Annotated in this window: 29 protein-coding genes, 6 tRNA genes and 1 pseudogene; 31 read left to right on the top strand and 5 right to left on the bottom strand. The window is 47.1% G+C overall.

Annotation, left to right across the window (positions count from 1 at the left end; all coding sequences use genetic code 11):
- Nucleotides 1-83 precede the first annotated feature (83 nt).
- The 4 genes from SSCH_RS17835 (at nt 84) to SSCH_RS15005 (ending at nt 2,451) form a co-directional block, all read left to right on the top strand.
- Entirely contained in the window at nt 84-257 is a 174-nt protein-coding gene (locus SSCH_RS17835) for a DUF3842 family protein (RefSeq protein ID WP_232294524.1), read from the top strand.
- Nucleotides 250-390, top strand: coding sequence for a CooT family nickel-binding protein (locus SSCH_RS15015; protein ID WP_232294523.1), 141 nt, complete (start codon nt 250-252; stop codon nt 388-390). Before SSCH_RS17835 ends, SSCH_RS15015 begins: the two co-directional genes overlap by 8 nt.
- A 363-nt stretch (nt 391-753) precedes the next feature.
- Entirely contained in the window at nt 754-1,044 is a 291-nt protein-coding gene (locus tag SSCH_RS15010) for a putative Se/S carrier protein (RefSeq protein WP_044666187.1), read from the top strand.
- 45 nt (nt 1,045-1,089) lie between these two features.
- On the top strand, nt 1,090-2,451 hold the full coding sequence (locus SSCH_RS15005) for a CCA tRNA nucleotidyltransferase (protein WP_044666186.1): 1,362 nt from the start codon (nt 1,090-1,092) through the stop codon (nt 2,449-2,451).
- On the opposite strand, the gene SSCH_RS15000 is transcribed toward SSCH_RS15005, so the two are convergent.
- Nucleotides 2,435-3,175, bottom strand: coding sequence for a metallophosphoesterase family protein (locus SSCH_RS15000; RefSeq protein ID WP_044666185.1), 741 nt, complete (start codon nt 3,173-3,175; stop codon nt 2,435-2,437). The genes SSCH_RS15005 and SSCH_RS15000 overlap by 17 nt on opposite strands.
- Before the next feature lie 194 nt (nt 3,176-3,369).
- Between SSCH_RS15000 and pflB the strand changes: the two genes are divergently transcribed.
- The 3 genes from pflB (at nt 3,370) to SSCH_RS14985 (ending at nt 7,410) form a co-directional block, all read left to right on the top strand.
- Complete coding sequence (gene pflB / locus SSCH_RS14995) at nt 3,370-5,622, top strand: formate C-acetyltransferase (protein ID WP_044666184.1); 2,253 nt, start codon at nt 3,370-3,372, stop codon at nt 5,620-5,622.
- Entirely contained in the window at nt 5,622-6,347 is a 726-nt protein-coding gene (gene pflA / locus SSCH_RS14990) for a pyruvate formate-lyase-activating protein (protein ID WP_044666183.1), read from the top strand. The genes pflB and pflA overlap by 1 nt, the downstream gene beginning before the upstream one ends.
- Nucleotides 6,348-6,510: 163 nt before the next feature.
- The gene (locus tag SSCH_RS14985) at nt 6,511-7,410 is read left to right on the top strand and encodes a polysaccharide deacetylase family protein (RefSeq protein WP_084711235.1); all 900 of its coding nucleotides are present in this window, start codon (nt 6,511-6,513) and stop codon (nt 7,408-7,410) included.
- Nucleotides 7,411-7,512: 102 nt separating this feature from the next.
- On the opposite strand, the gene SSCH_RS14980 is transcribed toward SSCH_RS14985, so the two are convergent.
- Nucleotides 7,513-7,758, bottom strand: a complete 246-nt coding sequence (locus tag SSCH_RS14980; RefSeq protein WP_044666182.1) for a hypothetical protein — start codon at nt 7,756-7,758, stop codon at nt 7,513-7,515.
- A gap of 290 nt (nt 7,759-8,048) precedes the next feature.
- Between SSCH_RS14980 and cysK the strand changes: the two genes are divergently transcribed.
- Complete coding sequence (cysK, locus tag SSCH_RS14975; RefSeq protein ID WP_044666181.1) at nt 8,049-8,966, top strand: cysteine synthase A; 918 nt, start codon at nt 8,049-8,051, stop codon at nt 8,964-8,966.
- Nucleotides 8,967-9,186: 220 nt separating this feature from the next.
- Here cysK and SSCH_RS20545 read toward each other — a convergent pair whose 3' ends face one another.
- Entirely contained in the window at nt 9,187-9,345 is a 159-nt protein-coding gene (locus SSCH_RS20545) for a general stress protein (protein WP_232294522.1), read from the bottom strand.
- Nucleotides 9,317-9,679 carry a general stress protein gene (locus tag SSCH_RS14970; RefSeq protein ID WP_232294521.1) on the bottom strand — a complete coding sequence of 121 codons (363 nt, stop codon included), beginning with the start codon at nt 9,677-9,679 and terminating at the stop codon, nt 9,317-9,319. Before SSCH_RS14970 ends, SSCH_RS20545 begins: the two co-directional genes overlap by 29 nt.
- A 258-nt stretch (nt 9,680-9,937) precedes the next feature.
- Here SSCH_RS14970 and mobB point away from each other — a divergent pair, with 258 nt between their 5' ends.
- On the top strand, nt 9,938-10,426 hold the full coding sequence (gene mobB / locus SSCH_RS14965) for a molybdopterin-guanine dinucleotide biosynthesis protein B (RefSeq protein ID WP_044666180.1): 489 nt from the start codon (nt 9,938-9,940) through the stop codon (nt 10,424-10,426).
- 265 nt (nt 10,427-10,691) lie between these two features.
- Here mobB and SSCH_RS14955 read toward each other — a convergent pair whose 3' ends face one another.
- A complete protein-coding gene (locus SSCH_RS14955) occupies nt 10,692-11,984 on the bottom strand; it encodes a DUF1015 domain-containing protein (RefSeq protein WP_044666178.1) in 1,293 nt (430 codons plus the stop codon).
- Between the two features lie 546 nt (nt 11,985-12,530).
- On the opposite strand from SSCH_RS14955, the gene SSCH_RS14950 reads away from it, so the two are divergent.
- The 22 genes and pseudogenes from SSCH_RS14950 to SSCH_RS14850 all read left to right on the top strand — a co-directional run bounded on the left by SSCH_RS14950 (nt 12,531) and on the right by SSCH_RS14850 (nt 23,563).
- The gene (locus SSCH_RS14950; protein WP_052835720.1) at nt 12,531-13,280 is read left to right on the top strand and encodes a histidinol-phosphatase HisJ family protein; all 750 of its coding nucleotides are present in this window, start codon (nt 12,531-12,533) and stop codon (nt 13,278-13,280) included.
- 19 nt (nt 13,281-13,299) lie between these two features.
- Nucleotides 13,300-14,289, top strand: coding sequence for a sodium:calcium antiporter (locus SSCH_RS14945; protein WP_044666177.1), 990 nt, complete (start codon nt 13,300-13,302; stop codon nt 14,287-14,289).
- Between the two features lie 196 nt (nt 14,290-14,485).
- Nucleotides 14,486-15,034: a LysE family transporter gene (locus SSCH_RS14940; RefSeq protein WP_052835719.1), complete on the top strand. Its 549-nt coding sequence runs from the start codon at nt 14,486-14,488 to the stop codon at nt 15,032-15,034.
- A 25-nt stretch (nt 15,035-15,059) separates the two neighbouring features.
- Nucleotides 15,060-15,434, top strand: a complete 375-nt coding sequence (locus tag SSCH_RS14935; protein WP_044666176.1) for a YlbF/YmcA family competence regulator — start codon at nt 15,060-15,062, stop codon at nt 15,432-15,434.
- A gap of 45 nt (nt 15,435-15,479) precedes the next feature.
- On the top strand, nt 15,480-15,773 hold the full coding sequence (locus tag SSCH_RS14930; protein ID WP_044666175.1) for a CbiQ family ECF transporter T component: 294 nt from the start codon (nt 15,480-15,482) through the stop codon (nt 15,771-15,773).
- Entirely contained in the window at nt 15,739-15,987 is a 249-nt protein-coding gene (locus SSCH_RS22150; RefSeq protein ID WP_408645751.1) for a CbiQ family ECF transporter T component, read from the top strand. Before SSCH_RS14930 ends, SSCH_RS22150 begins: the two co-directional genes overlap by 35 nt.
- Before the next feature lies 1 nt (nt 15,988).
- Nucleotides 15,989-16,294 (top strand): annotated as a pseudogene (locus SSCH_RS14925) (energy-coupling factor transporter transmembrane component T family protein); the annotation flags it as partial.
- Nucleotides 16,273-17,094 (top strand): ATP-binding cassette domain-containing protein, encoded by an 822-nt coding sequence (locus tag SSCH_RS14920; RefSeq protein ID WP_044666173.1) that lies wholly within the window; start codon nt 16,273-16,275, stop codon nt 17,092-17,094. The pseudogene SSCH_RS14925 and the gene SSCH_RS14920, both read left to right, overlap by 22 nt.
- A gap of 60 nt (nt 17,095-17,154) precedes the next feature.
- Complete coding sequence (locus SSCH_RS14915) at nt 17,155-17,622, top strand: pyruvoyl-dependent arginine decarboxylase (protein WP_044666172.1); 468 nt, start codon at nt 17,155-17,157, stop codon at nt 17,620-17,622.
- A 32-nt stretch (nt 17,623-17,654) separates the two neighbouring features.
- Complete coding sequence (gene speE / locus SSCH_RS14910) at nt 17,655-18,497, top strand: polyamine aminopropyltransferase (protein ID WP_044666171.1); 843 nt, start codon at nt 17,655-17,657, stop codon at nt 18,495-18,497.
- A complete protein-coding gene (gene speB, locus SSCH_RS14905) occupies nt 18,494-19,375 on the top strand; it encodes an agmatinase (protein ID WP_156972345.1) in 882 nt (293 codons plus the stop codon). Before speE ends, speB begins: the two co-directional genes overlap by 4 nt.
- 304 nt (nt 19,376-19,679) lie before the next feature.
- A tRNA-Val gene (locus SSCH_RS14900) sits at nt 19,680-19,756 on the top strand.
- Between the two features lie 14 nt (nt 19,757-19,770).
- Nucleotides 19,771-19,848: transfer RNA gene (locus tag SSCH_RS14895), tRNA-Asp, on the top strand.
- Nucleotides 19,849-19,853: 5 nt separating this feature from the next.
- Nucleotides 19,854-19,929, top strand: a tRNA-Phe gene (locus tag SSCH_RS14890).
- Between the two features lie 7 nt (nt 19,930-19,936).
- Nucleotides 19,937-20,011 (top strand) — tRNA-Gly (locus tag SSCH_RS14885).
- A gap of 255 nt (nt 20,012-20,266) precedes the next feature.
- Entirely contained in the window at nt 20,267-21,109 is an 843-nt protein-coding gene (locus SSCH_RS14880; protein WP_044666170.1) for a DegV family protein, read from the top strand.
- A gap of 162 nt (nt 21,110-21,271) precedes the next feature.
- The gene (locus SSCH_RS14875; protein ID WP_044666169.1) at nt 21,272-21,475 is read left to right on the top strand and encodes a TOBE domain-containing protein; all 204 of its coding nucleotides are present in this window, start codon (nt 21,272-21,274) and stop codon (nt 21,473-21,475) included.
- 155 nt (nt 21,476-21,630) lie between these two features.
- Nucleotides 21,631-21,705, top strand: a tRNA-Cys gene (locus SSCH_RS14870).
- Between the two features lie 16 nt (nt 21,706-21,721).
- A tRNA-Leu gene (locus tag SSCH_RS14865) sits at nt 21,722-21,810 on the top strand.
- Nucleotides 21,811-21,963: 153 nt separating this feature from the next.
- A complete protein-coding gene (locus tag SSCH_RS14860) occupies nt 21,964-22,290 on the top strand; it encodes a DUF4258 domain-containing protein (protein WP_044666168.1) in 327 nt (108 codons plus the stop codon).
- Nucleotides 22,283-22,531, top strand: coding sequence for a type II toxin-antitoxin system MqsA family antitoxin (locus SSCH_RS14855; RefSeq protein WP_044666167.1), 249 nt, complete (start codon nt 22,283-22,285; stop codon nt 22,529-22,531). Before SSCH_RS14860 ends, SSCH_RS14855 begins: the two co-directional genes overlap by 8 nt.
- Before the next feature lie 249 nt (nt 22,532-22,780).
- Entirely contained in the window at nt 22,781-23,563 is a 783-nt protein-coding gene (locus tag SSCH_RS14850) for a sugar phosphate isomerase/epimerase family protein (RefSeq protein ID WP_044666166.1), read from the top strand.
- Nucleotides 23,564-23,783: the final 220 nt, after the last annotated feature.

Raw genomic sequence — 23,783 nt, 5'->3', positions numbered from 1 at the left:
AACGCAGTTATCCAGAATGTCGATGATGTGGATGTTATTGCAGGACCTTGGGGATTATTTTAGTCCACTCCATGAGGGGTGAATTGACGGAAAAAATGGCTGAAGCCATTGCTAATAGTAAGGCACAGAAGTTACTACTGCCTCTGACACTGTCAAAAGTAGAAGTTATTGGAGTACAACCTGAACCCTTACCGCACCAAGTTGAGAAGCTGGTTAACAGATTAAAAGAGTTGATGGAGGTGAAGACAGATGTGTGAGGCGCACGCTTATCTGAGGCTGGATGATCGAGAAGAACTCTTATTTGAAAATGTTGACAAGGTTGAGCCACAGGATGACTGCCTTGTATTAGAGAACATTTTCGGCCAGCGCAAGATAATCAAAGCAGGATAAAAGAGTTAGCTCTTGTGGATCACAAGATCATCCTGGAAGAAGTAAAATAAAAATATTATCATAATAATGGTATAGAGACCGTGGAGGTTTCGAAGTCCTGCAGGAAGCGGGTCCACCCACGGTCTTTCCTATACATGCATTTAACCTCCCACAAAACTACCCGGGTTTATTTAGCTACGGGTAGGGAACATCCCCCCTTTCCGCCTAACATAAAGGCATGAAGTCTTTATGTTAGGTGTTTTTATGCTTTTAAGGCTCTTGGAGTGGTATAATAACACTCGGGGAGCAATGCCTGCCAGAAAAAGTGTTCCTAATTACTGAACTGCAGGACAAGTTGATCATTGTTTTTGAGGTGGTTTCTGTATGTCAGAACAGGAGAGATATTTTGCAGTTGATGTGCTGACCTTTCCTTCTTCTCACTATGCTCTGAAAGCTGAGAAAGCCTGTAAGGATGCCGGAATCTTAGTTGTCCTGATTCCTCTTCCCCGGGAGATCAGCGCTGACTGTGGGGTTGCCTTAATTGTGCGTCCGGAGATACGCCAAAGTGCTGAAAGTTTATTACGGCAAGCGAGTGTCCCCTTAAACGGTGTACACCATCTTAAGCGAGAGGGGAAAGATGCGCGTCTGTGGCGGCGTTTACTGGGGAGAGGTTAATATAGGGGATAAAATTACCGGCCCCAGGTAAGGGGAGTTTGGTTGATGAATCTTTTAATTCCAAAAGAGGTACGGGATGCCTGCATACTTTTGGCTCGCCACCGGAAGCAGTCATTTGTTGTGGGGGGCGGGATGAGGGATCTTATTTTAGGAATGCCACCTCAGGATTGGGACCTGGCTACAGATGCCCGCCCACGGGAGGTGGAGCGGATCTTTAAAGCCTGCGGATACCGGGTGGTTCCCACCGGAGTTAAATATGGAACGGTAACTGTGAAGAAAAACGGTCTTCCATTGGAGATCACCACCTTTCGTGTGGAAGCCTGTTATCGTGATCACCGGCGCCCCTCCCGGGTAAATTTTGTGTCAGAGATCGAGGATGACCTGGGAAGGCGGGATTTTACGATCAATGCTTTAGCCTATGATCCCCTGCGGTCTTTTTTCTGCGATCCTTACCAGGGAATACCCGATCTGATCAAGGAGCAAATCAGGGCGGTCAGGGACCCGGAGGAGCGCTTTTCGGAGGACCCGCTGCGCATGCTGCGGGCGGTCAGAATTGCCGCTGAACTGGGGTTTTCTATAGAAGACAAAACAATGCACGCCATGATCAGAAATGCCGAACTGCTGGGAAAAATATCTGCAGAGCGCATCCGCGATGAACTCAATCGTCTCCTGATGGCGCCGCACTTTCACCAGGGATTAGAAAACCTGTTGGAAGCATGCTTGTTATTCGTGATCATACCTGAACTCAAGGAAGGCTGGTTGTTTAACCAGTATCATCCCTCACATCAGTACCCGGTTCTTCCACATACACTGGAGGCCATGCGCTACACCCCGGCGAACTTAGAGGTGCGTTTAGCGATCCTTCTGCATGATGTGGCTAAGCCACGCTGTTACAGCAGGGGTGAGGATGGTCGAGGCCATTTTTATGGCCATAATGTGGTGGGGGCGGAGATGGCAGAGGAGATCTTGCGGAGACTGCACTACAGCAACCAGGTTATCAATAATGTGGTTATGCTGGTCAGAGAGCATATGCTGGAATTGAAGATGGGCCCTGCCGGGATGCGTCGTCTGATCGCCAGAATTGGGAGGGGGATGGTCCCCGCACTGTTGAGTGTACGTCTGGCGGATATCCTTGCCCACAGCAGAAGTCAGGTGGTGCGTTCCCTTGAGGAATATGAGAAGTTTTCTAAGAATTTGGAGCAGGTGATGGCAACAGGTGATGCCTTTGTGATGAGGGAGCTAGCTGTAAATGGATCTGATATTATCCAGGAGACAGGGGTGCCCCCGGGGCCACTGGTGGGGAAGATTTTACAGCATCTCTGGGAGGAGGTCCTGGATGACCCTAAGAAGAATAACCGTGATTATCTCTTAGCTTTGGCAAAAAGGATGATCAATACCCCAGGCTGAGCCGCTCGGCCAGCATCATCGGTAGTTCTGCTGCTGCCACCTTGCGCTGGGTGAGCTCAATATTATAGGGAACATGGCGGAACTCTATTTCTTGCTCTTTTGTATTATAGATAATATATGAAGCACCCGGTCTGCCATCCCTGGATTGGCCAACACTGCCGGGGTTGATCAGGAACAACCCGCGGTCACTGAGGGTGTAGCGTGTACCCTCGGCAACTTCCGTTATAGCGCTTTCCTCTGATGTGTAGAGTGCTCTTTGATGTGTATGGCCAAAAAAGCAGAGAGTGATTGAGGGGTAATTGCTGCGCATGCAGGAAAAAGCTTGCAGTGCTCCCCCTGAGGAAAAAATATAGGCATAGGGGTCCCAAGGTGCCCCATGTACCGCAAGAAACTGCTCATCAATAACAAGTTGCTCAGGCAACTCCCGCAGCCAGTCTTTGTGTTCCTGTTTGAGCTTTTTTGCAGTCCAGAGGAGGGCTGTCTGGGCGATGGGGTTGAAGTCATCGATGTCACAAAGCTCTATTGCTGCATCATCGTGGTTGCCCCGAATGCAAATAAACCCAGAATTCCTGCACAGTTTAGTGCAGCTATTGGGATCCGCGTAATAACCCACGATATCTCCCAGGCAGATTATTTTATCCACTCGCTGGGCTTTAATATCTTTTAAAACAGCGCGAAGGGCTTCTAAATTGGCGTGAATATCGCTGACAATGGCATAACGCACCGGAGTCTACCTCTCTTTTTGCCCGGCCTACTAAAATATTATGATGTACTATTTTATTTTCAAGGAGATGGGTGGTTTTGTCAACCTCAAAAGGAATTAATAAACAATATTTATAAAGGGAATGCCTGATCTGTACCACATTTTTTGGATTAAAATATATCACCCCGGAAATGATAAACCCGGGGTGATTTTTGATGGCAGTTACACTGGAAAAAAACTGTTATCGCTCCTTCCAGGGGTCGACCTGGAGGGAACAAATCGATGTGCGAGATTTTATTTTGAACAATGTGAAGCCTTATCATGGGGACTCATCTTTTCTGGCGGGGCCCACTGAGCGCACTCAGATGCTTTGGGAGAAGTGCCGTGAGTTACTGCTAAAAGAGCAGGAGAGGGGTGGAGTCTATAAGATCGATCCCAAAATAGTGCAGATGATCACGGCTTTTGACCCCGGCTATATCGACCGCGATCTGGAGATTATTGTCGGGTTACAGACAGATGAACCCTTGAAAAGAGCGGTTAATCCCTTTGGAGGTATCCGCATGGCAGATAACGCCTGCCGCCAGTTTGGGGAGGAACTCGATCCCAAGGTAAAGGAGATCTTTATGAAGTACCGGGTAACCCATAATGATGGAGTTTATATGGTTTACACAAAAGAGATGAGGCGTCTGCGTCACTTTGGGATTATCACAGGTCTTCCGGATGCCTATGGGCGTGGCAGGATTATCGGGGATTACCGGCGGGTACCCTTGTACGGGGTTGACCGGCTGATTGCGGAAAAAGAAGCTGATTTGAGTTCACCGGAACTCCTGCTCATCAATAATGAGGAAAAGGTAAGGCTACGGGAAGAGGTAAGGCAGCAGATCAACTCCCTTCATGACCTCAATAAGATGGCTGAGTTTTATGGTTTTGATATCAGCACTCCAGCGATAAATGCACGGGAGGCTGTGCAGTGGCTCTATTTTGCTTATCTGGCAGCAATCAAGCAGCAGAATGGAGCAGCCATGTCCCTGGGCAGGGTGAGCACCTTTTTGGATATCTATTTGGAGCGTGATATTGATGAAGGAGCTTTGTCAGAGGAGGATGTTCAGGAACTGATCGATGACTTTGTGATCAAGCTGCGTTTTACCAGGCACCTCAGAACCAGGGAGTATGATGAACTCTTTGCCGGTGACCCCAACTGGGTAACAGAATCTTTAGGGGGGATGGCCAATGACGGCAGAACTCTGGTGACCAGGACATCTTTTCGGCTGCTGCATACCCTGGAGAACCTGGGAGCTGCCCCGGAGCCCAACATGACAGTTATTTGGTCGCAGGATCTGCCCAGGAAGTTTAAAGAATACTGTGCGCGCATTTCCATTGAAACCTGTTCCCTGCAGTATGAGAATGACGACCTGATGCGCCCCCTTTTCGGCGATGACTATGGAATTGCCTGCTGTACATCAGCCATGCGGTTGGGGGAACAGATGCAGTTCTTCGGTGCGCGGGCAAACCTGGCCAAATGTCTGTTGCTTACTCTGAACAAGGGCTGTGAGGAGTTCAGTGGGGAACAAATAGCCCCGGATGTTTACCAGGCAACCCATGGTCCCCTTGATTACGAAGAGGTTTGGCCTGCTTTTCAAAAAATGGTGGGTTGGCTGGCTGAAAAGTATGTGACCACCATGAATATCATCCATTATATGCATGATAAATATGCCTATGAAAGCCTGCAGATGGCCCTGCACAATACTTTCGTTGACCGCCTGATGGCCTTTGGCCTGGCGGGTCTTTCAGTTGTTGCGGATTCCTTGAGTGCGATCAAGTATGCCCAGGTGGAACCGGTATTTAATGAACTGGGACTGGTTGCTGATTTTCGGATCTCCGGTGACTACCCCCAATACGGCAACAATGATGATCGGGTTGACATGATCGCTGTAGATGTGGTGAGGCTTTATGATCAAGAATTGAAAAAACACCCGACCTATCGCAATGCGCTGCATACTCACTCTATATTGACGATCACCAGCAATGTCGTCTACGGGAAGAAAACCGGAAGCACCCCGGATGGCAGAAAGGGAGGGGAGCCCTTCGCCCCGGGAGCCAATCCGATGCACGGGAGGGATGCAAAAGGTGCCCTTGCTTCCATGGCTTCGGTGGCTAAGCTTCCTTATAAGCACGCTTTAGACGGTATTTCCTATACCTTTTCCATTACACCTGACGGCTTGGGGCGTGATCAGGAGAGCCGTATCAACAACCTCATCGCTCTCTTGGATGGGTACTTTTTAAGGGGCGGCCATCATATTAATGTTAATGTGTTTGATCGCGACCTACTGATAGATGCCATGCACCACCCGGAAAAATACCCGCAGCTGACGATCCGCGTATCCGGTTATGCCGTCAATTTTGTCAGGCTTACCAGGGAGCAGCAGGAAGAGGTAATCAAGCGAACAATTTTCAGCAGGGGATTGTAATGAAGACTGGATACATCCATTCCATAGAGACCCTTGGTACAGTTGACAATGGCGGCATTCGCTTTGTGCTCTTTCTTCAGGGGTGTGCGCTTCACTGCCGCTTCTGCCATAACCCGGATACCTGGCTGAAGAGGGGAAAACAAGTGACAGTAACGGAAATCCTCGACCAGCTGAAAGACTATAAGCCTTTTTTTGAATTATCAGGAGGGGGGTTGACGGTGTCCGGGGGGGAACCCCTTTTGCAGCCGGGATTTGTCAGGGAATTATTTATTGAGGCAGGGAAACTGGGGATAGACCGCGCCCTGGATACCTCCGGTTTTTGCCGCCATGGAAATATCCAGACAGTGTTACCATATACAGATCTTGTAATGTTTTCCATTAAAGTGGTCGATGAGGAGAAACACAGGAAGCTGACAGACAGGGGAAATGCAGAAATATTGGAGAATTTGCAGTTGGCAGTTAACTCAGCAGCAAAGCTGGTAATCTGTTATGTGCTTATTCCTACGCTCAATGATTCCTTCACTGATGCTCAGGATCTTTCTCGCCTTGTCAAATCATTTTCCAGAGAAGTCCCTGTTCAGGTCCTGCCCTATCACAAAATGGGTACTATAAAATGGAGACAGATGGGTTTGAGTGATCCATTGGACGCAATTTCACCTGCTACTCCGGCAGAAGTGCAATCCTTTCAGGATCATCTTGGAACTGCTGGTATACAAATATATTAACGGAAAAAGTCACTATCACTTACCTTTTTTGTGGTAAAATAATAATATAACGAATATTGGGAGATGAGGAACTTGACCCCGGGGCTTTTTCCGGTTGATTCAGCGCGCTATAAAAAGTTGATAATGCCTGTTTTTGTTTTTCTGATTCTGCTTCCAGCTTTTTTTGCTGCAGATTATATTTACAATAGAGGACGGCAAAGCGAATAAAACATTTAATCAGGAAAAGGATGCCAATTCAAGTATTGCCTTGGCCGCCTCTTCCCCTGAACAGCAGGCCTCTACCAATCAGCCGAAAGCTTCTTTAACTTCCGATAAAGCAGCGGTGCCCACAGCGAATCCGGTTCCCTCTTCCCCTGAACAGCAGGTCTCTACCAATCAGCCGGAAACTTCTCAAACTCCAGATAAAGCAGAGGTGCCTACAGCGAATCCGGTTCCACCGGTTCCCAGGGAAGAGATCCTGCGCTCTGTCCCTGCTGCCGGGAAAAGGGTTGCTCTAACCTTTGATGATGGCCCCTCCTCTCGGTATACATTGGAATACCTGCGGGTACTGCGTGAACATCAAGTGCCTGCTACCTTCTTTTTAATCGGTAGCAAAATAGAAAGCAACCCCGTTCTGGCATCTGCGATCGCGGGGGACGGGCATGAGATCGGCAACCATACCTATAGTCACCCCAATTTAAAACAGCAGAATGAAACAGTCATCAAGGAACAGATATCACGCACATCTGATCTAATAACCAGGTGGACATCCCAAAAAGAGATCACCCTCTTTCGCCCTCCAGGGGGAAACTATGGCCCTGGATTAATAAAAGTTGCTTCAGAAATGAATTTACGGGTGGTCATGTGGAGAATTGACCCCAGGGATTGGGAGAAAAACAAAACAGCCAGCGAAATAATAGCCATTGTGAAGAAGAATTTGGAGCCAGGTGCGATCATACTCCTGCATGAGGGGAAACCGCAGACCCTGGCAGCCTTACCGATCCTGATCACCGATCTCCGGAATGATGGCTGGGATTTTGTGACAGTTTCCCAATTGATCGGTGAAACAAATGAATCAATTTGAGGGTTTTTCCATCTATCTGCTTATCTCAGAGGTGCAAACAGGCGACCGCTGCTGAAAAAGTAATTTCTTCAGTGCCTGAAGTGCCTTGATTTGAGATGTTTGCTATATCTGATCACTGTTAACTGTGTAACTCCTGTTTTCATCACAGTTGGGGCACTGCAGAAAGTGGACACACCCACCATCACCTGTAATGGCTGTTTCTTCTGTACCATTTTCGGCTTCCTCATAGGGGCCATAGGAATCTACATATTCGCTTATTTTACCGCAGTCTTCCATGGAGGCACCACAGCCAGGACAAGTTTCTGCCAGTTGGGTCAGTCCGTTGCAAACAGGGCATCCTGAAGTCATTTTGCTCACCTCGCTGTTTTTTTTATATTCTATGGAAAGATAAAAAAATTATACAAATATCTATATACCCCTTGGAAAGGGGACTTTTGCTTGAAAAGATGAGCTAAGTGTCCGGGGTGTTGATCTCGTGGGCACCGCAGTTCGGCAGTTTTCTGGTGATGGAAAGCATAAGCATAGTATGATGAAATGGGCAGGAACCTTCAGGATGTTGTCGAAATTAACAATTATGGGCAAAATATGACATAATGACGAGCAATTTATTTAATAAAACGTACAGGGAGTGCACAAAGATGAAGGTTGCAAATTCAATCGAAGAGCTGATCGGACGCACACCGGTTATCCAGTTGGGTAAAATGGCAGATCCAAAGGGAGCGCGGGTATTAGTCAAACTCGAGTTTTTTAACCCCGCAGGGAGCATCAAAGACAGGGTTGCTTTGCAGATGGTAAGGGATGCCGAAAAGACAGGGAAGCTGAAGCCGGGTGGGGTTATTGTAGAGCCAACCAGCGGAAATACCGGTATCGGATTGGCTATGGTGGCCGCTGCCCGGGGTTACACCTTGATCATAGTCATGCCTGAGACGATGAGTATTGAGCGACAGAAATTGATTCGCGGCCTGGGGGCAGAGCTTGTACTGACTCCAGGTGATGAAGGGATGACCGGTGCTGTAAATAGGGCCCAGGAGATGCTCAAAAAACACCCGGATTATGTAGTTCTGCAGCAGTTCGAAAACCCTGCCAATGCTGAGGCTCACCGTCTGACCACAGGTCCGGAAATCATCGATCAGGTTGGGAAGGATCTGGCTGCATTTGTGTGTGGTGTGGGGACGGGAGGCACTCTAACCGGTACGGGCAGTGTTCTAAAAGAAAAACTTTCGGGGGTCAAGGTTATTGCTGTGGAACCCGCAGGCTCCCCGGTTCTTTCGGGTGGCAAAGAGGGTACTCATAATATTCAGGGAATTGGTGCAGGTTTCATACCGCCGGTACTTGATCAGCGTGTAATTGATCAGGTTATTCGGGTGGAAGATGAGGAAGCCCTGATAACTGCACGTCGTATGATGAGGGAAGAAGGTATTATGGCAGGTATTTCTTCGGGAGCAGCTGTGTTTGCAGCAATTAAGATTGCAGCTACATTATCACCGGAAAAAGCGGTCTTGGCCATAGCCCCGGATACAGGAGAAAGGTATCTGAGCACTGCATTGTTCGAGTAGTGAGTAGTATTAGAATGTTGGCCGTAGGCCGTAAAATAGAAGGAATTCGCAAAGCGAATTCCAACTAAACCAACGACCAACCCGAAAAACAGAAGTCAGAAACCGGAAGTCTGAAGTGCGTGCACCAGAGGGTGTCCCAGGGACGGTTCCCCTTGCACTCGTGATGGATCGAGAGAACCATCCCTCCGACTCCACTTCATCTTTTTTCTACCAACCACTATTAAAATGTTTTTACATCATGTGCTCCATGCTGGCGCAGGACATCTCCGGCTTCATTTAAGTGTGGTTCGTTTCCCTGAACGGTGACGAGGATCTTTCCCTGCTTGACATCCTCCTCATAATGTTGTCCTTCAGCTTCCGGGATACCCCAGTCGATCAACCCGCCGGCCAACCCTCCTGTAGCAGCACCGGATAAGAGGCCTGCGATTGGCCCCAGGGCTACTAGTGGACCGATACCAGGGATGACCAGGGCACCTGCTCCCGCTGCAAGGCCGGCGAGGCCGCCAAGAGCACCCCCCTGTTGTGATCCCTTCTATTGTTGTATCGCCGCCTTCTTCTTCTCCTCCTCCCATGCGCGTCTCTTGAATATCACCCTTTTCTTCATCACGGGCCACAATAGAAATATCCTTATCGAAACCTTTGCTGCGCAGATCTAATGCAGCCCCTTCTGCCTGATCTCGGGTATCGAAAACACCCAGAACTACTGATCCCATAACCATGCCTCCAAGTATAGTTTTTATTCGTCCTTTATATTGTGCAAAAAATAGCGAAATTTATACCGATCCGGAACTTTCCAGATAAAGAATACTTTTCCTCCCCGACCATACAAAATGTGAAACCTTCAAGCCTAACAGCTAAATAATATGAATATGTGGGGCACACCGCTTTTTCTTGCAAAAAAAAATCCCCTCAATGTAAGATCAGAACAGAAATTTGCAGGAAACTCCGTGTGTGAGGGAGATGATTAGTATATGGCCCCGGTTATCTTTATTGCCGGCTATTCGAATACCGGCAAAACCACACTTGTGAAAAAGCTGATCCAGTCTTTAAAGGAGAAAGGCTACCGGGTGGCAGCTATCAAACACGCAGCTCACGGCTATGACCTGGATGTTCAGGGGAGGGATACCTGGCACTACTGCCAGGCAGGAGCAGATCAGGTAGTTGTTGTAGGACCACACTCACTGACCATGCACCAATTACATAAACAAGAGCCTCCTTTGAGGGATGTTTATAAAATGATCGAGGATGTTGACCTGATACTGGTTGAGGGTTTCAAAAGGGAACCCGGCCCAAAAGTGGAGATTGTCAGGGAAGGCAAATTAAGGCTGTCCCTGGGTGATGAGTTGATAGCTGTTGTCAGCGATGATTCATTATCTGAAAGTGTGCAAAGTGTGCCCTGTTTTGCTACAACTGCAGTGCCTCAACTGGCAGAATTCCTGATCAAACACTTATCTTTATAAGGGCACAGGGACAGTTTCTAACGCGGGTGCTGGAACAGGCCAGGTGCACCCCGGTGCACCTGGTGTACCGCGTGCACCGGGGGCAGTCCCCCACGCACGCGGGTGTGCCGGGGACTGCGCCCTTGCCCCCTTGCACCCTTGCACTTTCGGGGACGGGGTTTTAACATGGTACATGGTGATGCCAATAACTGTTTGACGTACTCTCACGACTGAAGTCATGGGATTCTGGCTCCCACCCTTAAAAAGGGTGGGCTTGATGACAGTATTATCCCTTAAGATCATTAATAATCAGTCCTGTCAACAGTTTTGGGTAAAAATAAGTTGACTTCTGGGGCATTTTATCACCGGCAGAGGCAACAGCGATGATCTGAGATATCTTTGTGGGATTCAATAAAAATATAAGCTGTGCATCCTGATTTAGTGTTTTTAATGCTGCTGCTTCATCTCTGGTATATGCGATGTTCTCCTGGCAGGCGATTTTCTCCGGGCTTAGCTTCAAAAGCTTTTGGAAAACTATGACCTGGAGAACTGCGGCATCTAAACTGCACCAGGCAGCAGATTTGCCAGGAGACAATTCCTTAACAATACTGGGATCACGCAGGATAAGCAGATACAGGGCAGATTTCCTGGTTCCCATAATAAATGCCTTTTTTCCCGAATCCTGATGTTTCTTTAAAATGCCGGCTAAATCTTCTGGTTGGGAGTCATTTAGCTCTTCTACAAGAAAATAATCCTTTAGTGTTTTATGAAACCCATTAAGGTCAAAGTCGGGTATGCTGTGCACAATCCTGTGGGTGGGCAAAACCACCATCCCAGGATCACAGGTATTTACCAGATACATAAGAATATTGCTGCTCTCCGGGTATTTATCGCGGTTTCTGCGGTAATACTCCAGAGCTGTTTCGTAGCGGTGATGCCCGTCAGCAATATACAGCACCTGGTTTTCAAGAGTTGATCTGATTTTCTGATGAAGCATGGGATTTGTCAATGCCCAGATCCGGTGCTGTTCTTCAAGCTCATCGCTCAGTGCTATCTGCGGAGGGCACCCCTTTATCTTTTGGAATTCTTGCTCGAGAGTCATCTCCGGATCAACATAAAATGCAAATACAGGGCTGAAGTTGGCTGCACACTCTGACATAAGATTCAGGCGGTCAGCCTTGGGTTTGACCAGTGTTTCTTCATGGGGGAGTATTTTCCCGGCTGCCAAATCTTCCAGTTTAACACGGGCGAAAAACCCAGTTCTTCGGTAGTTTTCCTTATTAATGGTAAAATCCTGCTCATAAAGATACAAGGCATCCCTGGCCTCACGGATCAATACCCCTTCCTCCAACCACTTCCTGTAGGTAGCAGCCGCTCTGGTATACCTGTTTTCTTGTTCTGTATCAGTGGGAAACAGGTAGCCCAATTCCAGACGGATGATGTTGTAGGGGCTTTTTTCGTAGTACATCTTTTGGTCAGCATCATCGATAACATCATAAGGTGGTGTTACGACCGCGGACATCTTCTCAATTTTTTCCGGGTTGTAACGAATTCCTCTGAATGGTAGTACTGTGGCCATCTTTTCGTCCTCCTCGCTGTTGTTTTATTGTATAATTATTTTTCTACTTAAACAAGACCAAAGATGCAGGGGGGACGGTTCCCGGCGCATTTCTGCATGTAAGGGGGACAGATGCAGTAGTTGTTGGTTGGCAAAATTAGTGGTTGGTCGTTGGAAAAAGATAAACGCGTGTCAGGGGGACAGTTCCCGGTGTACGCGTGCAAATTAGTAGTTGGTGGGTGGTCGTTGGATGTTCAGTGCAATTCCTTTGGTAACACAAGGAAGTTATTAGATGCTCCAGACTTCTGACTTCCGGTTTCCGACTTCAGTTTACGGGTTGGTCGTGAGTCGTTGGAAAAAAGGATTATCATGTTGTCTGAGAAAGGTTCACGAAAAATATACTTGTGAACCCTTGATCCAGAAATAGATCAAGAGAACTGTCCCCGTGATCCACTCTGATCCACGTAACTATTGAAAATTCTTGGGTTTCATGCTTTAATTCTATATGTGGGTAAAATTAGAATTCAAAACAGTATTGGTGAATAAAGATTATGAATGTAGACTATCATGTGCATGCCCTTGGTCACAGGGGAGGTCAATACACAAAAGAATTACTGCTGCCCTATATCAATAGAGGCCCGGGGAGTCAAGGGGATCCAGGAAATTGGTTTTTCAGATCATGACGAATATCTTGAAGGAATTAATGAGGAAAGCATTGCTTCATTGAGGACGAGGTATACAGATATTCAAATTAAACTGGGGCTTGAGGTAAGTTATCGACCGGGAAGGGAAGAGGAGATCAAAGCAGCGATAAGTCGGCTTCCTTTCGATTATTTAATTGGGTCGATCCATGACCTCGATCTGTGGATGTTTGATCACCCGGATTATCGTTCTGGTTACAGTTCTTGGGATATGGCTGAATTATACCGGAAGTATTACAGTGTGTTAGAAAGGCTTGCTTTATGTGGGCTTTTCGATATCGTAGGGCATCTCGATGTAATCAAGGTTTTTGGTTACCGGCCCGAAGGAGATCTGCTGCCCTTTGCTGAACCGGCTCTGCAGGCCATCAGCAGTGCCGGTCTTGTAGTAGAGGTCAATACCGCGGGGTTGCGCAAACCCTGTGCGGAGATCTATCCCGCAAAAGAACTGCTGGCCAGGTGTTTTGAGTTAAATATTCCGGTCACACTGGGTTCTGATGCTCATTTACAAAATGATGTGGGCAGGGATTTAGCCTATGCCAGAGAACTTCTTTTTCAGACAGGCTACCGCAGTTTAATGACTTTTTCACAGCGTCGAAGATGCTCATCATTGCTTTAATAACGCAGGTGGTGGATAGATGGCTTATATTTTACTTATAGTCAGCCTCGGCGTAATTCTCGTTGCAGCTGAAATTTTTACCAATGGGGTGGAATGGCTCGGGGTCAGGCTGAACCTGTCGGAAGGTGCAGTAGGGAGTATTCTGGCGGCTGTGGGTACAGCAATGCCTGAATCCCTGATTCCTCTGATTGCATTTATTTCGGGGAAGGGGATAGAACAGCAGCATATCGGGATTGGAGCCATTATCGGCGCGCCCTTTATGCTGAGCACTCTGGCTTTCTTTATCAGCGGACTGGTGGTCGTCCTGGAGGCCAAGAAGCGGCTGGATTTTCCTTACCTGCGGGTTGATGAGCGGGTGATCAGGCGGGATATCACCTTTTTCTTTGTCGGGTACGGTTTGGGCTTGGGGGCTGCCTTCATGACCAATCCTGCTTTCAAATACCTGATCGCCGCTTTTCTGATTGGCTGGTACTGCCTGTATGTCTGGTTAACACTGCGCAGCGGGAGAGGTGCAGGCCATAGTTCGGATCTGCGCTCCCTTTATTTCAGCGCTTCCAAGAAAACTCCTCGCCTGATGCTTATTGCATTTCAGGTGTTAGTTGCCATAACCTTGCTTATTGTCGGAGCCAATCTGTTTGTTAAAGAAGTGTCTGTAATTGCTGAATTGATCGGCATCCCTTCCTTTTTCCTATCACTGATTATTGCTCCTATCGCTACGGAATTACCGGAAAAGTTCAACAGTGTGATCTGGCTGCTTCAGGAAAAGGATACACTTGCTTTGGGCAATATCACCGGGGCAATGGTTTTTCAAAGTGTTGTGCTGCCCAGCATCGGGATTATCTTCACAAACTGGCATTTTGTCAGCGGGTCCTTAGTACCTGTGGTTTTAACGTTCCTGTCTGCAGGGCTAGTTTATCTATCTCTTTTATGGAAGAGAAAACTCAATGCCTATGTCCTGCTGGCAGGGGGCTTCTTTTATATCATTTTTCTATGGGCAATGCTCCACTAACAGGGATACGGCCAGAGTGAGACGCGAGAACCGTCCCCGTGTCTCATGTCTCATCAACAAGGAGGCGACCCGCAGATGCAGTTGGCTTTTATTTTCGCTACATCATTTCTGATTGCTCTGTCCGGAGCTTTAATGCCGGGGCCGATGCTTGCAGTGACAATTAAGGAGAGTCTCGAGCAGGGTTGGCCGGCGGGGGTTGTTTATTTCTATAGGACATGGTCTGGCAGAGATTGCTCTGCTGATTGTGTTTGCTCTGGGTATGAGCAAGGTGCTGCAGGCCCAGTGGATAACAGCTGTAGTAGGCACAGTCGGGGGTTTAGTGCTTTTGCTGATGGGTATTGACATGATGTCCAGTGTACTACGGGGGAAAATTGGGCAAATTACACTCAGTGACCAAGGGGAGCAGGTGTTTGCCGGAAAAATATCGACAACATCATTTAAGCGTGCACTGGGTGCGGGTATTGTTGTCAGTGTAGCTAATCCGACCTGGATTATCTGGTGGCTGACCATCGGTGTGATGTATGTTACCCAGGCTATGAAGTATGGATGGTTGGGACTGGGTTTTTTTTATACAGGACATATTTTAGCGGATTTTGCCTGGTATGTCTTTATTGCTTTTATTGTTGCCACAGGGAAAAGATTTTTAACGCCCGCTACCTACAATTGGATCATGGCGGGATGCGGGCTGTTGATGGTTTTATTGGCTCTCTTCTTTTTAGTACAGGGGATTCAGGCAGTGTTATAATAAAATTCTAAAGGAGGAGAATAAGATGAATCACTATGATTACGCTCACAACCTGGCACGGGCTTTGAAAGAATCAGGGGAATACCAGGGGCTGCTGAAAGCGAGGAAGCAGTTGGCATCAGATCCCAAAAACAAGGAAATGCTGTTAGAGTTTCGCAGGCTGCAGTGGGAGGCGGAAAAGGCCCGGGTTCTCCAACAGGATGTTGATGAGATCACAGAGCGCAGGATGAATCAATTGGGAGATCTGATCGGAGCTAACACGACAATTCAAGAGTACCTGATGGCAGAGTACAGGTTTGGTCAGATCATGGCGGATATCCAAAAAATACTGAGTGATGCACTCTCTGATTGGTTCAGGGCGGCAGCGGAATTTGTCGTTGATGAGGAAGAGGAATCGTAGGTTTTAATCGCAGGTTCTAAAGATTCTGCAATAAGGGGGGGTTAAATGGATGCTGAACACATACACCTTGATGAATTTAGCCATTTCAAATCTCCTTTTCACCGGTTCGACCCCCGTGTAAAAATCGTCAGTTGTTTGATATTACTGGTGATGGTTGTTACGTTAAAGAGTCCGGTCGGTCTTGCTGCTGCACTGTTTGCCATCTGTTTGCTGATCATGGTTTCACATTTGCCTGTGGGGAGGATCTTGAAAAGAATCGGCGTTATTATACCATTTATACTTGCTATCGGGCTTTTTTTTGCCTGTGATACGACCTGGGACTCCACTGTATTCTTTTAACTTGGGTCTGTTTACCCTTCATGTCACCTGCGAGGGTTTACAGGGGAGCATCCTATTTTTTCTCCGCATAATCTGTGCAGCGCTGCTGATCATCCTGGTAACATTTACAACCCCTTTTCACGTTCTGCTGCGGTCATTGTCAGATCTGAGGATTCCTCAAGTTTTTACACACCTTATTCAATTCACACTTCGCTACTTTTTTTGTTCTCTCTGATGAGATCCTGCGCATGCAAAGGGCAAGGCGTTCCAGGAATTTTGAGTTAGGTAAAACCATTTGGAGCGGGCGAACACTGAGTACCATCGGGGGGTTAGTGGGGGTGCTGTTTATACGCTCCTATGAGCGGGGAGAAAGAGTGTATTATTCCATGATGTCCAGGGGTTTCAGAGGTGAAATTCAACTGCTGAGTGATCTACAGGTCGAAACCAGAGATATTATTTGGGGCACTGTTATTGTGCTCCTGGGAGTTGTTATTCTGCTTATTGATCAGGGGGGTTGGGGATGGCCGCTTGCTTGGAGATAGAGGACCTCTGCTTCCGGTATCATGATGGTACAGAGGCTTTGAAAGGGGTTTCCCTGAGCATTCAAAAAGAAGAGAAGGTAGCTATTTTGGGTCCCAACGGAGCCGGGAAATCCACACTGCTTCTGCACTTAAACGGCATTCATCTCCCCCAGCAGGGGGTTGTGCGTGTGGGGGGTAAAGAGATTAATTCTGATAATGAGCGTCAGGTGCGGTCAAAGGTGGGGCTTGTGTTTCAGGATCCCGATGACCAGGTTTTTTCTCCCACAGTTTGGGATGATGTGGCTTTTGGCCCATTGAATATGGGTCTTGAGCGGGCAGAGATAGAAAAAAGGGTTGCTGATGCACTGCAATCTGTAAGGATGTGGGAGTTTCGCAGCCGGGCACCACACCACCTCAGTTATGGTCAAAAAAAGCGTGTGGCCATCGCCGGGGTACTGGCCATGGATCCGGAGATAATAGTGCTGGACGAGCCTACAGCATTTCTGGACCCTTCCGGCCAGGAGGACCTTTTTGAAATCTTGGAAAACCTCCATAGGGAGGGCAGGACGATTATCATCGCAACACATGATGTGGATATGGCTGCCATGTGGGCGACATCGATCATTATTCTCAAAGATGGCCAGATTTTGGCGCAGGGGACAACAAAGCTTCTTGTCAGAGAGGATCTTGTCAAGGCCGCTGGCTTAAGATTTCCCCTGGTCAGTCAAGTTTTTGAGGAAGCTGCAGCTGGTTTAGGACAACCCCTTCCTCGCACTGTAAAGGAAGGGAAAAAGCTGCTTTTTAAATTGACCGGGCACTGATTTGTTGCTATAATCTCTCTTAGTTTTTCACACATTCTGAGAAAATGGGGGGATATAGATATGATGCCTACACCGGAGTTGTATACACTTGTTGCCGCTGCAGCAGAAGGAGAAAAAGGGCTTACAGCCTTTGACCAAGCACTTCTTAAAGCAGGAGTGGGAAATGTTAATCTGATTACAGTGAGCAGTATTCTGCCACCTGGTGCTGAGTTTGTTGAGGAACTGGAGATTCCCCCCGGTTCATTGCTGCCTATCGCTTATGGGAGTATTACCAGTTCACAGCCAGGGGCTATAATCGCAGCGGCTGTTGCTGTTGGAATTGGGCCGGACAACAATGAATATGGGGTAATCATGGAGTTTTCAGGCCACTGTACGCGCCAGGAAGCCGAAGATGAAGTAAAACAGATGGTAACAGAGGCTTTTCAGTACCGCGGAAGGGAATTAAAAGAGATCAAGGTGGCCAGTGTCGAACATCGCGTTGTGCGCTGTGGGAGTGTGTTTGCGGGTATTCCTCTCTGGTACAAATAAACGGTGCCAGGCACCAAAAGGAGCAAAAAGTCATGGAATTGTGGTTCACAGAAAAACAGACACCGGGTCTTGGCATTACCTGCAAGGTCTTGCAGACTTTACACCGTGAGGTGACACCTTATCAGGAGATTGCTGTTCTTGATACAGAGCAGTTCGGACGCATGCTGGTCCTTGACGGCATGGTACAGCTGACCATCAGCGATGAATTCGTTTATCATGAGATGCTGGCCCATGTGCCGCTGCACACCCATCCCAATCCCCGTCATGTACTGATTATCGGCGGGGGGGATGGTGGCACTGCCAGAGAGGTGCTTCGTCATCCGCAGGTGGAAAGGGTTTCCCTTGTAGAGATTGACCGCCGCGTGATGGATGTGAGCAGGCACTTCTTGCCGGAGGTTGCCGTCTCTTTTGATGACCCCAGGATGGATGTACACTTCGAGGACGGTGTGGCTTACATCGTGAATAAATGTGGCGAGTATGATGTTATTCTCATCGACTCCCCTGAGCCTATAGGCCAGGCAGAACGCTTATTCAGCATGGAATTTTACGAAGGGATTTCATCTGCCTTGCGAGAGGATGGTATCTTTGCCGCCCAGACAGAATCCCCTTTTGTGAACCAAGAACTGATCACCAGGGTCAACAGTGATATCAGCAGCACATTTCCCATCACCAGGCTTTATCTGGCTCCTGTTCCTACCTATCCCAGTGGGAGCTGGAGTTTTACACTGGGCTCCAAGTGTTATGATCCTATGTTGTCGCTTCGGGATGGGGGTCTGGCAGGGGTACTCCGTTACTATAATACTGATGTACACAGGGCTGCTTTTCAATTGCCTAATTTTGTACGGGAACTCCTCTGCGAGGAGGTAGTATTGTGAAAACAGCTGATCTTTGTGTGCGAGACTGGTCATTTCTCTCCGCAAAAAATTCTTATCAAGACGCCCAGGTCGTGCTGACTGGGATACCCTTGGACCTGACATCCAGTTTCCGGCCCGGGTCGCGTCAGGGGCCCCAGGCAATTCGCAGTGCATCTGAGGGGTTGGAGGAATACAGTCCCTATCTGAATCTGGATTTAGTGGACTGCCTTTTTTATGATGGGGGAGATCTGTTATTGCCTCATGGGAATCTTCAGGTGTGTTTTGAAAGGGCTGAACACCTCTGCCGGTTGCTTCTACAAGACAACAAGCTGCCGGTTTTTTTAGGTGGGGAGCACCTGATCACTTTCCCCATTGTGAAAGCCATGCTCGATTTTTACCCGGATCTAGCGGTTTTACACTTTGATGCCCATGCTGATCTGCGGGATGAGTATCTGGGGGAAACCTACTCACATGCCACTGTGATGCGCAGGGTCTGTGAACTGGTGGGCCCGGAAAATGTTTACCAGTTTGGGATCAGGTCCGGTACAAGGGAAGAGTTTGCTTACGGGGAAAACTTTACGCATTTTTATCCCTTTGAGATTTTGGCCGGACTTGAGTCTTCACTGCCTGGTCTGAAAGGGCGTTCCCTTTATGTAACCCTTGATATTGATGTTGTTGACCCATCTTATGCCCCAGGGACAGGCACACCTGAACCGGGCGGTGTTTCACCGCATGAACTTTTCCGTGTTTTTGATTTGCTTCAGGGATGGAATGTGGTAGGGTGTGATTATGTGGAACTCGCTCCTGTTTATGACCGGAGTGGGATCACAGTGCTCCTGGCAGCGAAGCTGGTCAGGGAAGGGATCCTGGCCTTTTCCGGAAGGCTGACGGCCTTGTAGCAGCTGACACATGAAAGCAACCCCTGGCGGCTTTCATGTCATATTCATATTTCCAATGCCGAGGGCTTTAAAGCTGTCGACACCTGAAATCATCTCTGCGGTTTCCGTGGATCCGTGTGCTTATCTAAACCGGAGTTCAGGTTGTTGCGAGCAACTGGGTGAGCTTGTTTAGCAAGGTGATATGCTGTATACTGTGGTAACAGGTTGCTTGATGACATCGGTGTGAATTTCATTAATCGATTTCATTAATCGATGTTGACGTGAGAGAAAAGGGATGTTATAATCATCTAGCGAGAGGCGATGTGGGCGATTAGCTCAGCTGGTAAGAGCGCCTGCCTTACAAGCAGGAGGTCGGCAGTTCGAGCCTGTCATCGCCCACCAGATAATAAATTTACGGAACTGTGGTGTAGTTGGTTTAACACACCGGCCTGTCAAGCCGGAGATCGCGGGTTCGAGTCCCGTCAGTTCCGCCAAGGACGGCTCGGTAGCTCAGTTGGTAGAGCAGCGGACTGAAAATCCGCGTGTCGGCGGTTCGATTCCGCCCTGAGCCACCATCAGCAAGCGGAAGTAGCTCAGCGGTAGAGCATCGCCTTGCCAAGGCGAGGGTCGAGGGTTCGAATCCCTTCTTCCGCTCCAGTAAAGACAGGCTCCGCAAGGGATTGCGGAGTTTTTGCTTTTCTGGCCTGGTGAAATAATGTATAATGCTGTTTTCGTGTCGAATTGTAGATAATCCTTGTATATAAATAAGAAAAAGGGTATAGTTTGATTAATAGAAATAGAGCAGATATATAGATATGATGAATAAGACTGTGTTAATCACAATCCGAACTATATGAAACAAGCTGTCGAAGGTGCTGTAAAAGAGAATACCTAAATAAATGGAGGACATTCATGAAAAAAATTGCTCTGGTAACCGATAGCACCGCTGATCTATCGGAGGAAATTCAGAAAGAGTATGACATCCATGTAATACCGTTGAAAGTCAGGTTCGGGAACAAAGAGTATTTTGATCATGAGATAACCAGTGAGGAGTTTTATCGACGCTTAGCAAAGGAAAAGGAACTCCCCCAGACATCACAGCCCACCCCGGATGAATTTGATTGTTTATATCGAAAACTGTTAAAAGAGTATAATGAAATTATATCTATTCATATATCTTCAGGTCTGAGCGGTACTTTAAACTCTGCACATCTGGTAAAAGAGAAGCTGCAGGCAAAAATTCATATTATAGATTCTAAAAACATCAGCCTCGGTATGGGTTTAATGGTGGTGCAAGCCGCAAGGGATATCAGGGAGGGTCTTGATGCACTTGATATTGTAAAGAAGCTTACCAATGTAAGAAAGAACATAGAAACCCTTTTCACCTTGAATACATTGGAGTTTCTGCAAAAAGGAGGGCGAATAGGTAAAGTTCATAGTATATTGGGCTCCCTCTTGAATATCAAACCAGTTGTGCGTGTTGGGGATGATGGAATATATCATACCTATACAAAGGCTCGCAGCCAGCGTAAGGCTTTACAGGCTATAGTTAATGCCTTTCAAGAGTTAACGCGGGGGAGAAAGCGAATCAGACTGGCAGTTGCTCACGGAGATGCATCTCCAGCCGGTCAGTACTTAAGAGAAGCATTAGATAACGCTTTTGACCTTAAGACAGCTATATTTACCCAGGTAGGCCCGGTAATCGGTGTACACACCGGCCCCGGAACTGTGGGAGCGGCTATTCAGTATGAATAAATTCCAGGCAGAATGCGGGTCATCCTGTCAAAGATAATATTTCACGAAAAAGTTTACTCCCGGGAGACCGGGAGTAAACTTTTTCGACAATTACATAAAAAATCAGATGATGGGAAACAATTTTAGTGAGTTGTTTTTAGTAGAATTTGAGGAGGCATAAAAATGCAAGCCGCAGTTCGCAATCAATTGAGTGGAAAGATCACAGAGATAAAAAATGATATGGTGATGTCTCAGGTTACCATGCAGGTGGGTGATAATGAAATTACTTCGGTAATGACTACTGAGTCTCTCAAGGATGCTGATTTGAAAGAAGGGGACACAGCTACAGCACTGATCAAAGCAATCCATGTGGTAATGGTTAAATAGCAACTCTCGTTTAAAAAAAGCCCTGCATTATTAATGCAGGGCTTATTCTCCGGCTTCGTGTTCTGTAAATCCCGTTTAGTTGTTAGTTTTATATTTGCGTTTCAGATCCTTGTCAATCTCTAAAATTTAATATATAATATTGATTGCAATCGCGAGGGCAAGTGGCGAAGTGGTAACGCAGCGGACTGCAAATCCGCGACGCACCGGTTCAAATCCGGTCTTGCCCTCCATTTTTATTTGCTATTCGCCGGGGTGGCGGAATTGGCAGACGCACGGGACTTAAAATCCCGGGAGCCTCGCGGCTCGTGAGGGTTCGATTCCCTCCCTCGGCACCAAAAATTCCAGGCATGTTCGTTATGTAACACATCATCTGGTTGACTCTTCAAATCCCGAAGCAATATTCTTCTTTTCCTTTTCTGGTGACACATTCGATTGCCCACCTTCTCATAGCACTGTAAGCATTAGTTTTTCAAGAGGTGTGAAAGTTCATGAATAATGAATTTCTTAAAAGGTTAAAACAGTGTTTAGAGGACGGTAAATGGCGCATAACCAATCACGCAATGAAAAGGTGTGATGAGCGGGGAATAGACATTTCGGACATAATTGAATATTTACCTAAATGCGAAATTATTGAAACCTATCCCAAAGATTCCCGCAGAGCAAGTTGTTTGGTTCTTGTGAAAGATGCCAAGAAGCGACCGATACATGTTGTGTGTGCTTTTGATTCTGAAGAGCACACAATTATTGTTACTGTTTATAGACCAACTGAACGCAAGTGGATTGATGAAAGAACGAGGAGGGTCTTTGATGAATAAATGTGTTATGTGTGGTGGCACAGTTAATTACCGCAAAGTAGATGTCGAGCGCAAGTGGCAGAATCGCCTGGTAATTATTGAAGGAGTCCCTGCAAATGTATGCGAACAATGTGGGGAACAGTATTTTGATTCTGATGTCGTACTCCAAATGGAACAGATCAAAAAAGCAATCAACTTCCCTGGTGAACGTTTTGTTAAAGTGCCTGTGCGCCGGTTTGAAAATAAGGCTGCAAATAGGTAGAAGTGCTCCGCTGCACGTGAGGGTTCGATTCCCTTCCTCGGCACCAAAAATTACGAAATAAACAAATAGCAACTTAGGAAACGGATAGTTCTGCTGTCCGTTTTTGCTTTTGAAGGTGCAAAGGTGTGCATGAATCCCCCAAGTGAAAAGAAGGACTGCTGCAGTATGTATGGCAGGTTTTTTCTCATCCCTTGACGAAAGACTAAAGGTTAAATATCTAGAGATCGCGCCAGAAAGGACAGGTAATTGATGACACAGGTAAAACTGGGCACCGGAGCTTATAAAGAGAGATTTCTTCAGGATTGGGATTACTGTCTAAAGCACTTCGATGTTTTGGAACTGCAGGATTTTATCATGCCGGATAATTTGGATAATTCGGAGATTATCGATGAATACCTGAGAATGCTCTCCGGTTTTAACGGCGAGATAACTCTGCATGGGCCTTACTTGAATCTTGCTCCCACCAGTATTGACAACAAGGTCAAAGAGGTAGCTGAGTTAAGGTACCTGCAGGCTGTTGAAGCTGCCAACAAATTTGGGGCAGATCAACTGGTTATCCATTCCTTTTATGACACCACCACAGGTTACTCCAAATATGATGAGTTATGGTTGGAGGGAAATGTGCTTTTTTGGGATGCCTTTCTTCCCAAGGTCAAGGGGAGCGGGGTAACCATCCTGCTGGAAAATGTTCATGACAGAATACCGGATACCTTTGCAAAATTACAGGAACTCCTCGATTCATCCCAAATTTCCACATGTGTTGATATTGGACACGGCAGCTGTTTGTCGAAATACAAACCAGGTGAATGGGTCAAAAAAGCAGGGGGGCATTATTTCCATATTAACGACAACAATGGAACAAGCGATGGCCACCTGTTGCCGGGGGAGGGGAAGATCGATTTTCACCATGTCACAGAGGAATTGGCTAAACTACCTGTAGTTTATCTGATCGGTGAAATGTGGAATAGCTTTGCAGCCCAATTTGAGAGTTTGAATAAACTACAGGAAATTGTCGCCTCTCACTCCCAATGACGGGGGGAGAGGATTTTTTTCTTGCTTTTTATGACGTAAATGATGCATACTGATTGACATATGGATTATTTATTGACATGACAATCATCACGGAAGGATAAATAGCGAGAAGGGGAACCCCTATGGCACGCCCGCCAAGTCCCCCTTCCCTAAAAAACACTGAAATGATCTTACTCGAAACTCCTTTAACTGTCCAGTCTTATCTTGAATTATTTGCAGA

This window comes from Syntrophaceticus schinkii (genome assembly GCF_000946815.1).
Lineage (GTDB): Bacteria > Bacillota > DSM-12270 > Thermacetogeniales > Thermacetogeniaceae > Syntrophaceticus > Syntrophaceticus schinkii.
The sequence above is the reverse complement of the archived record's forward strand: the minus strand, read 5'-3'. Positions and strand labels throughout refer to the sequence as shown.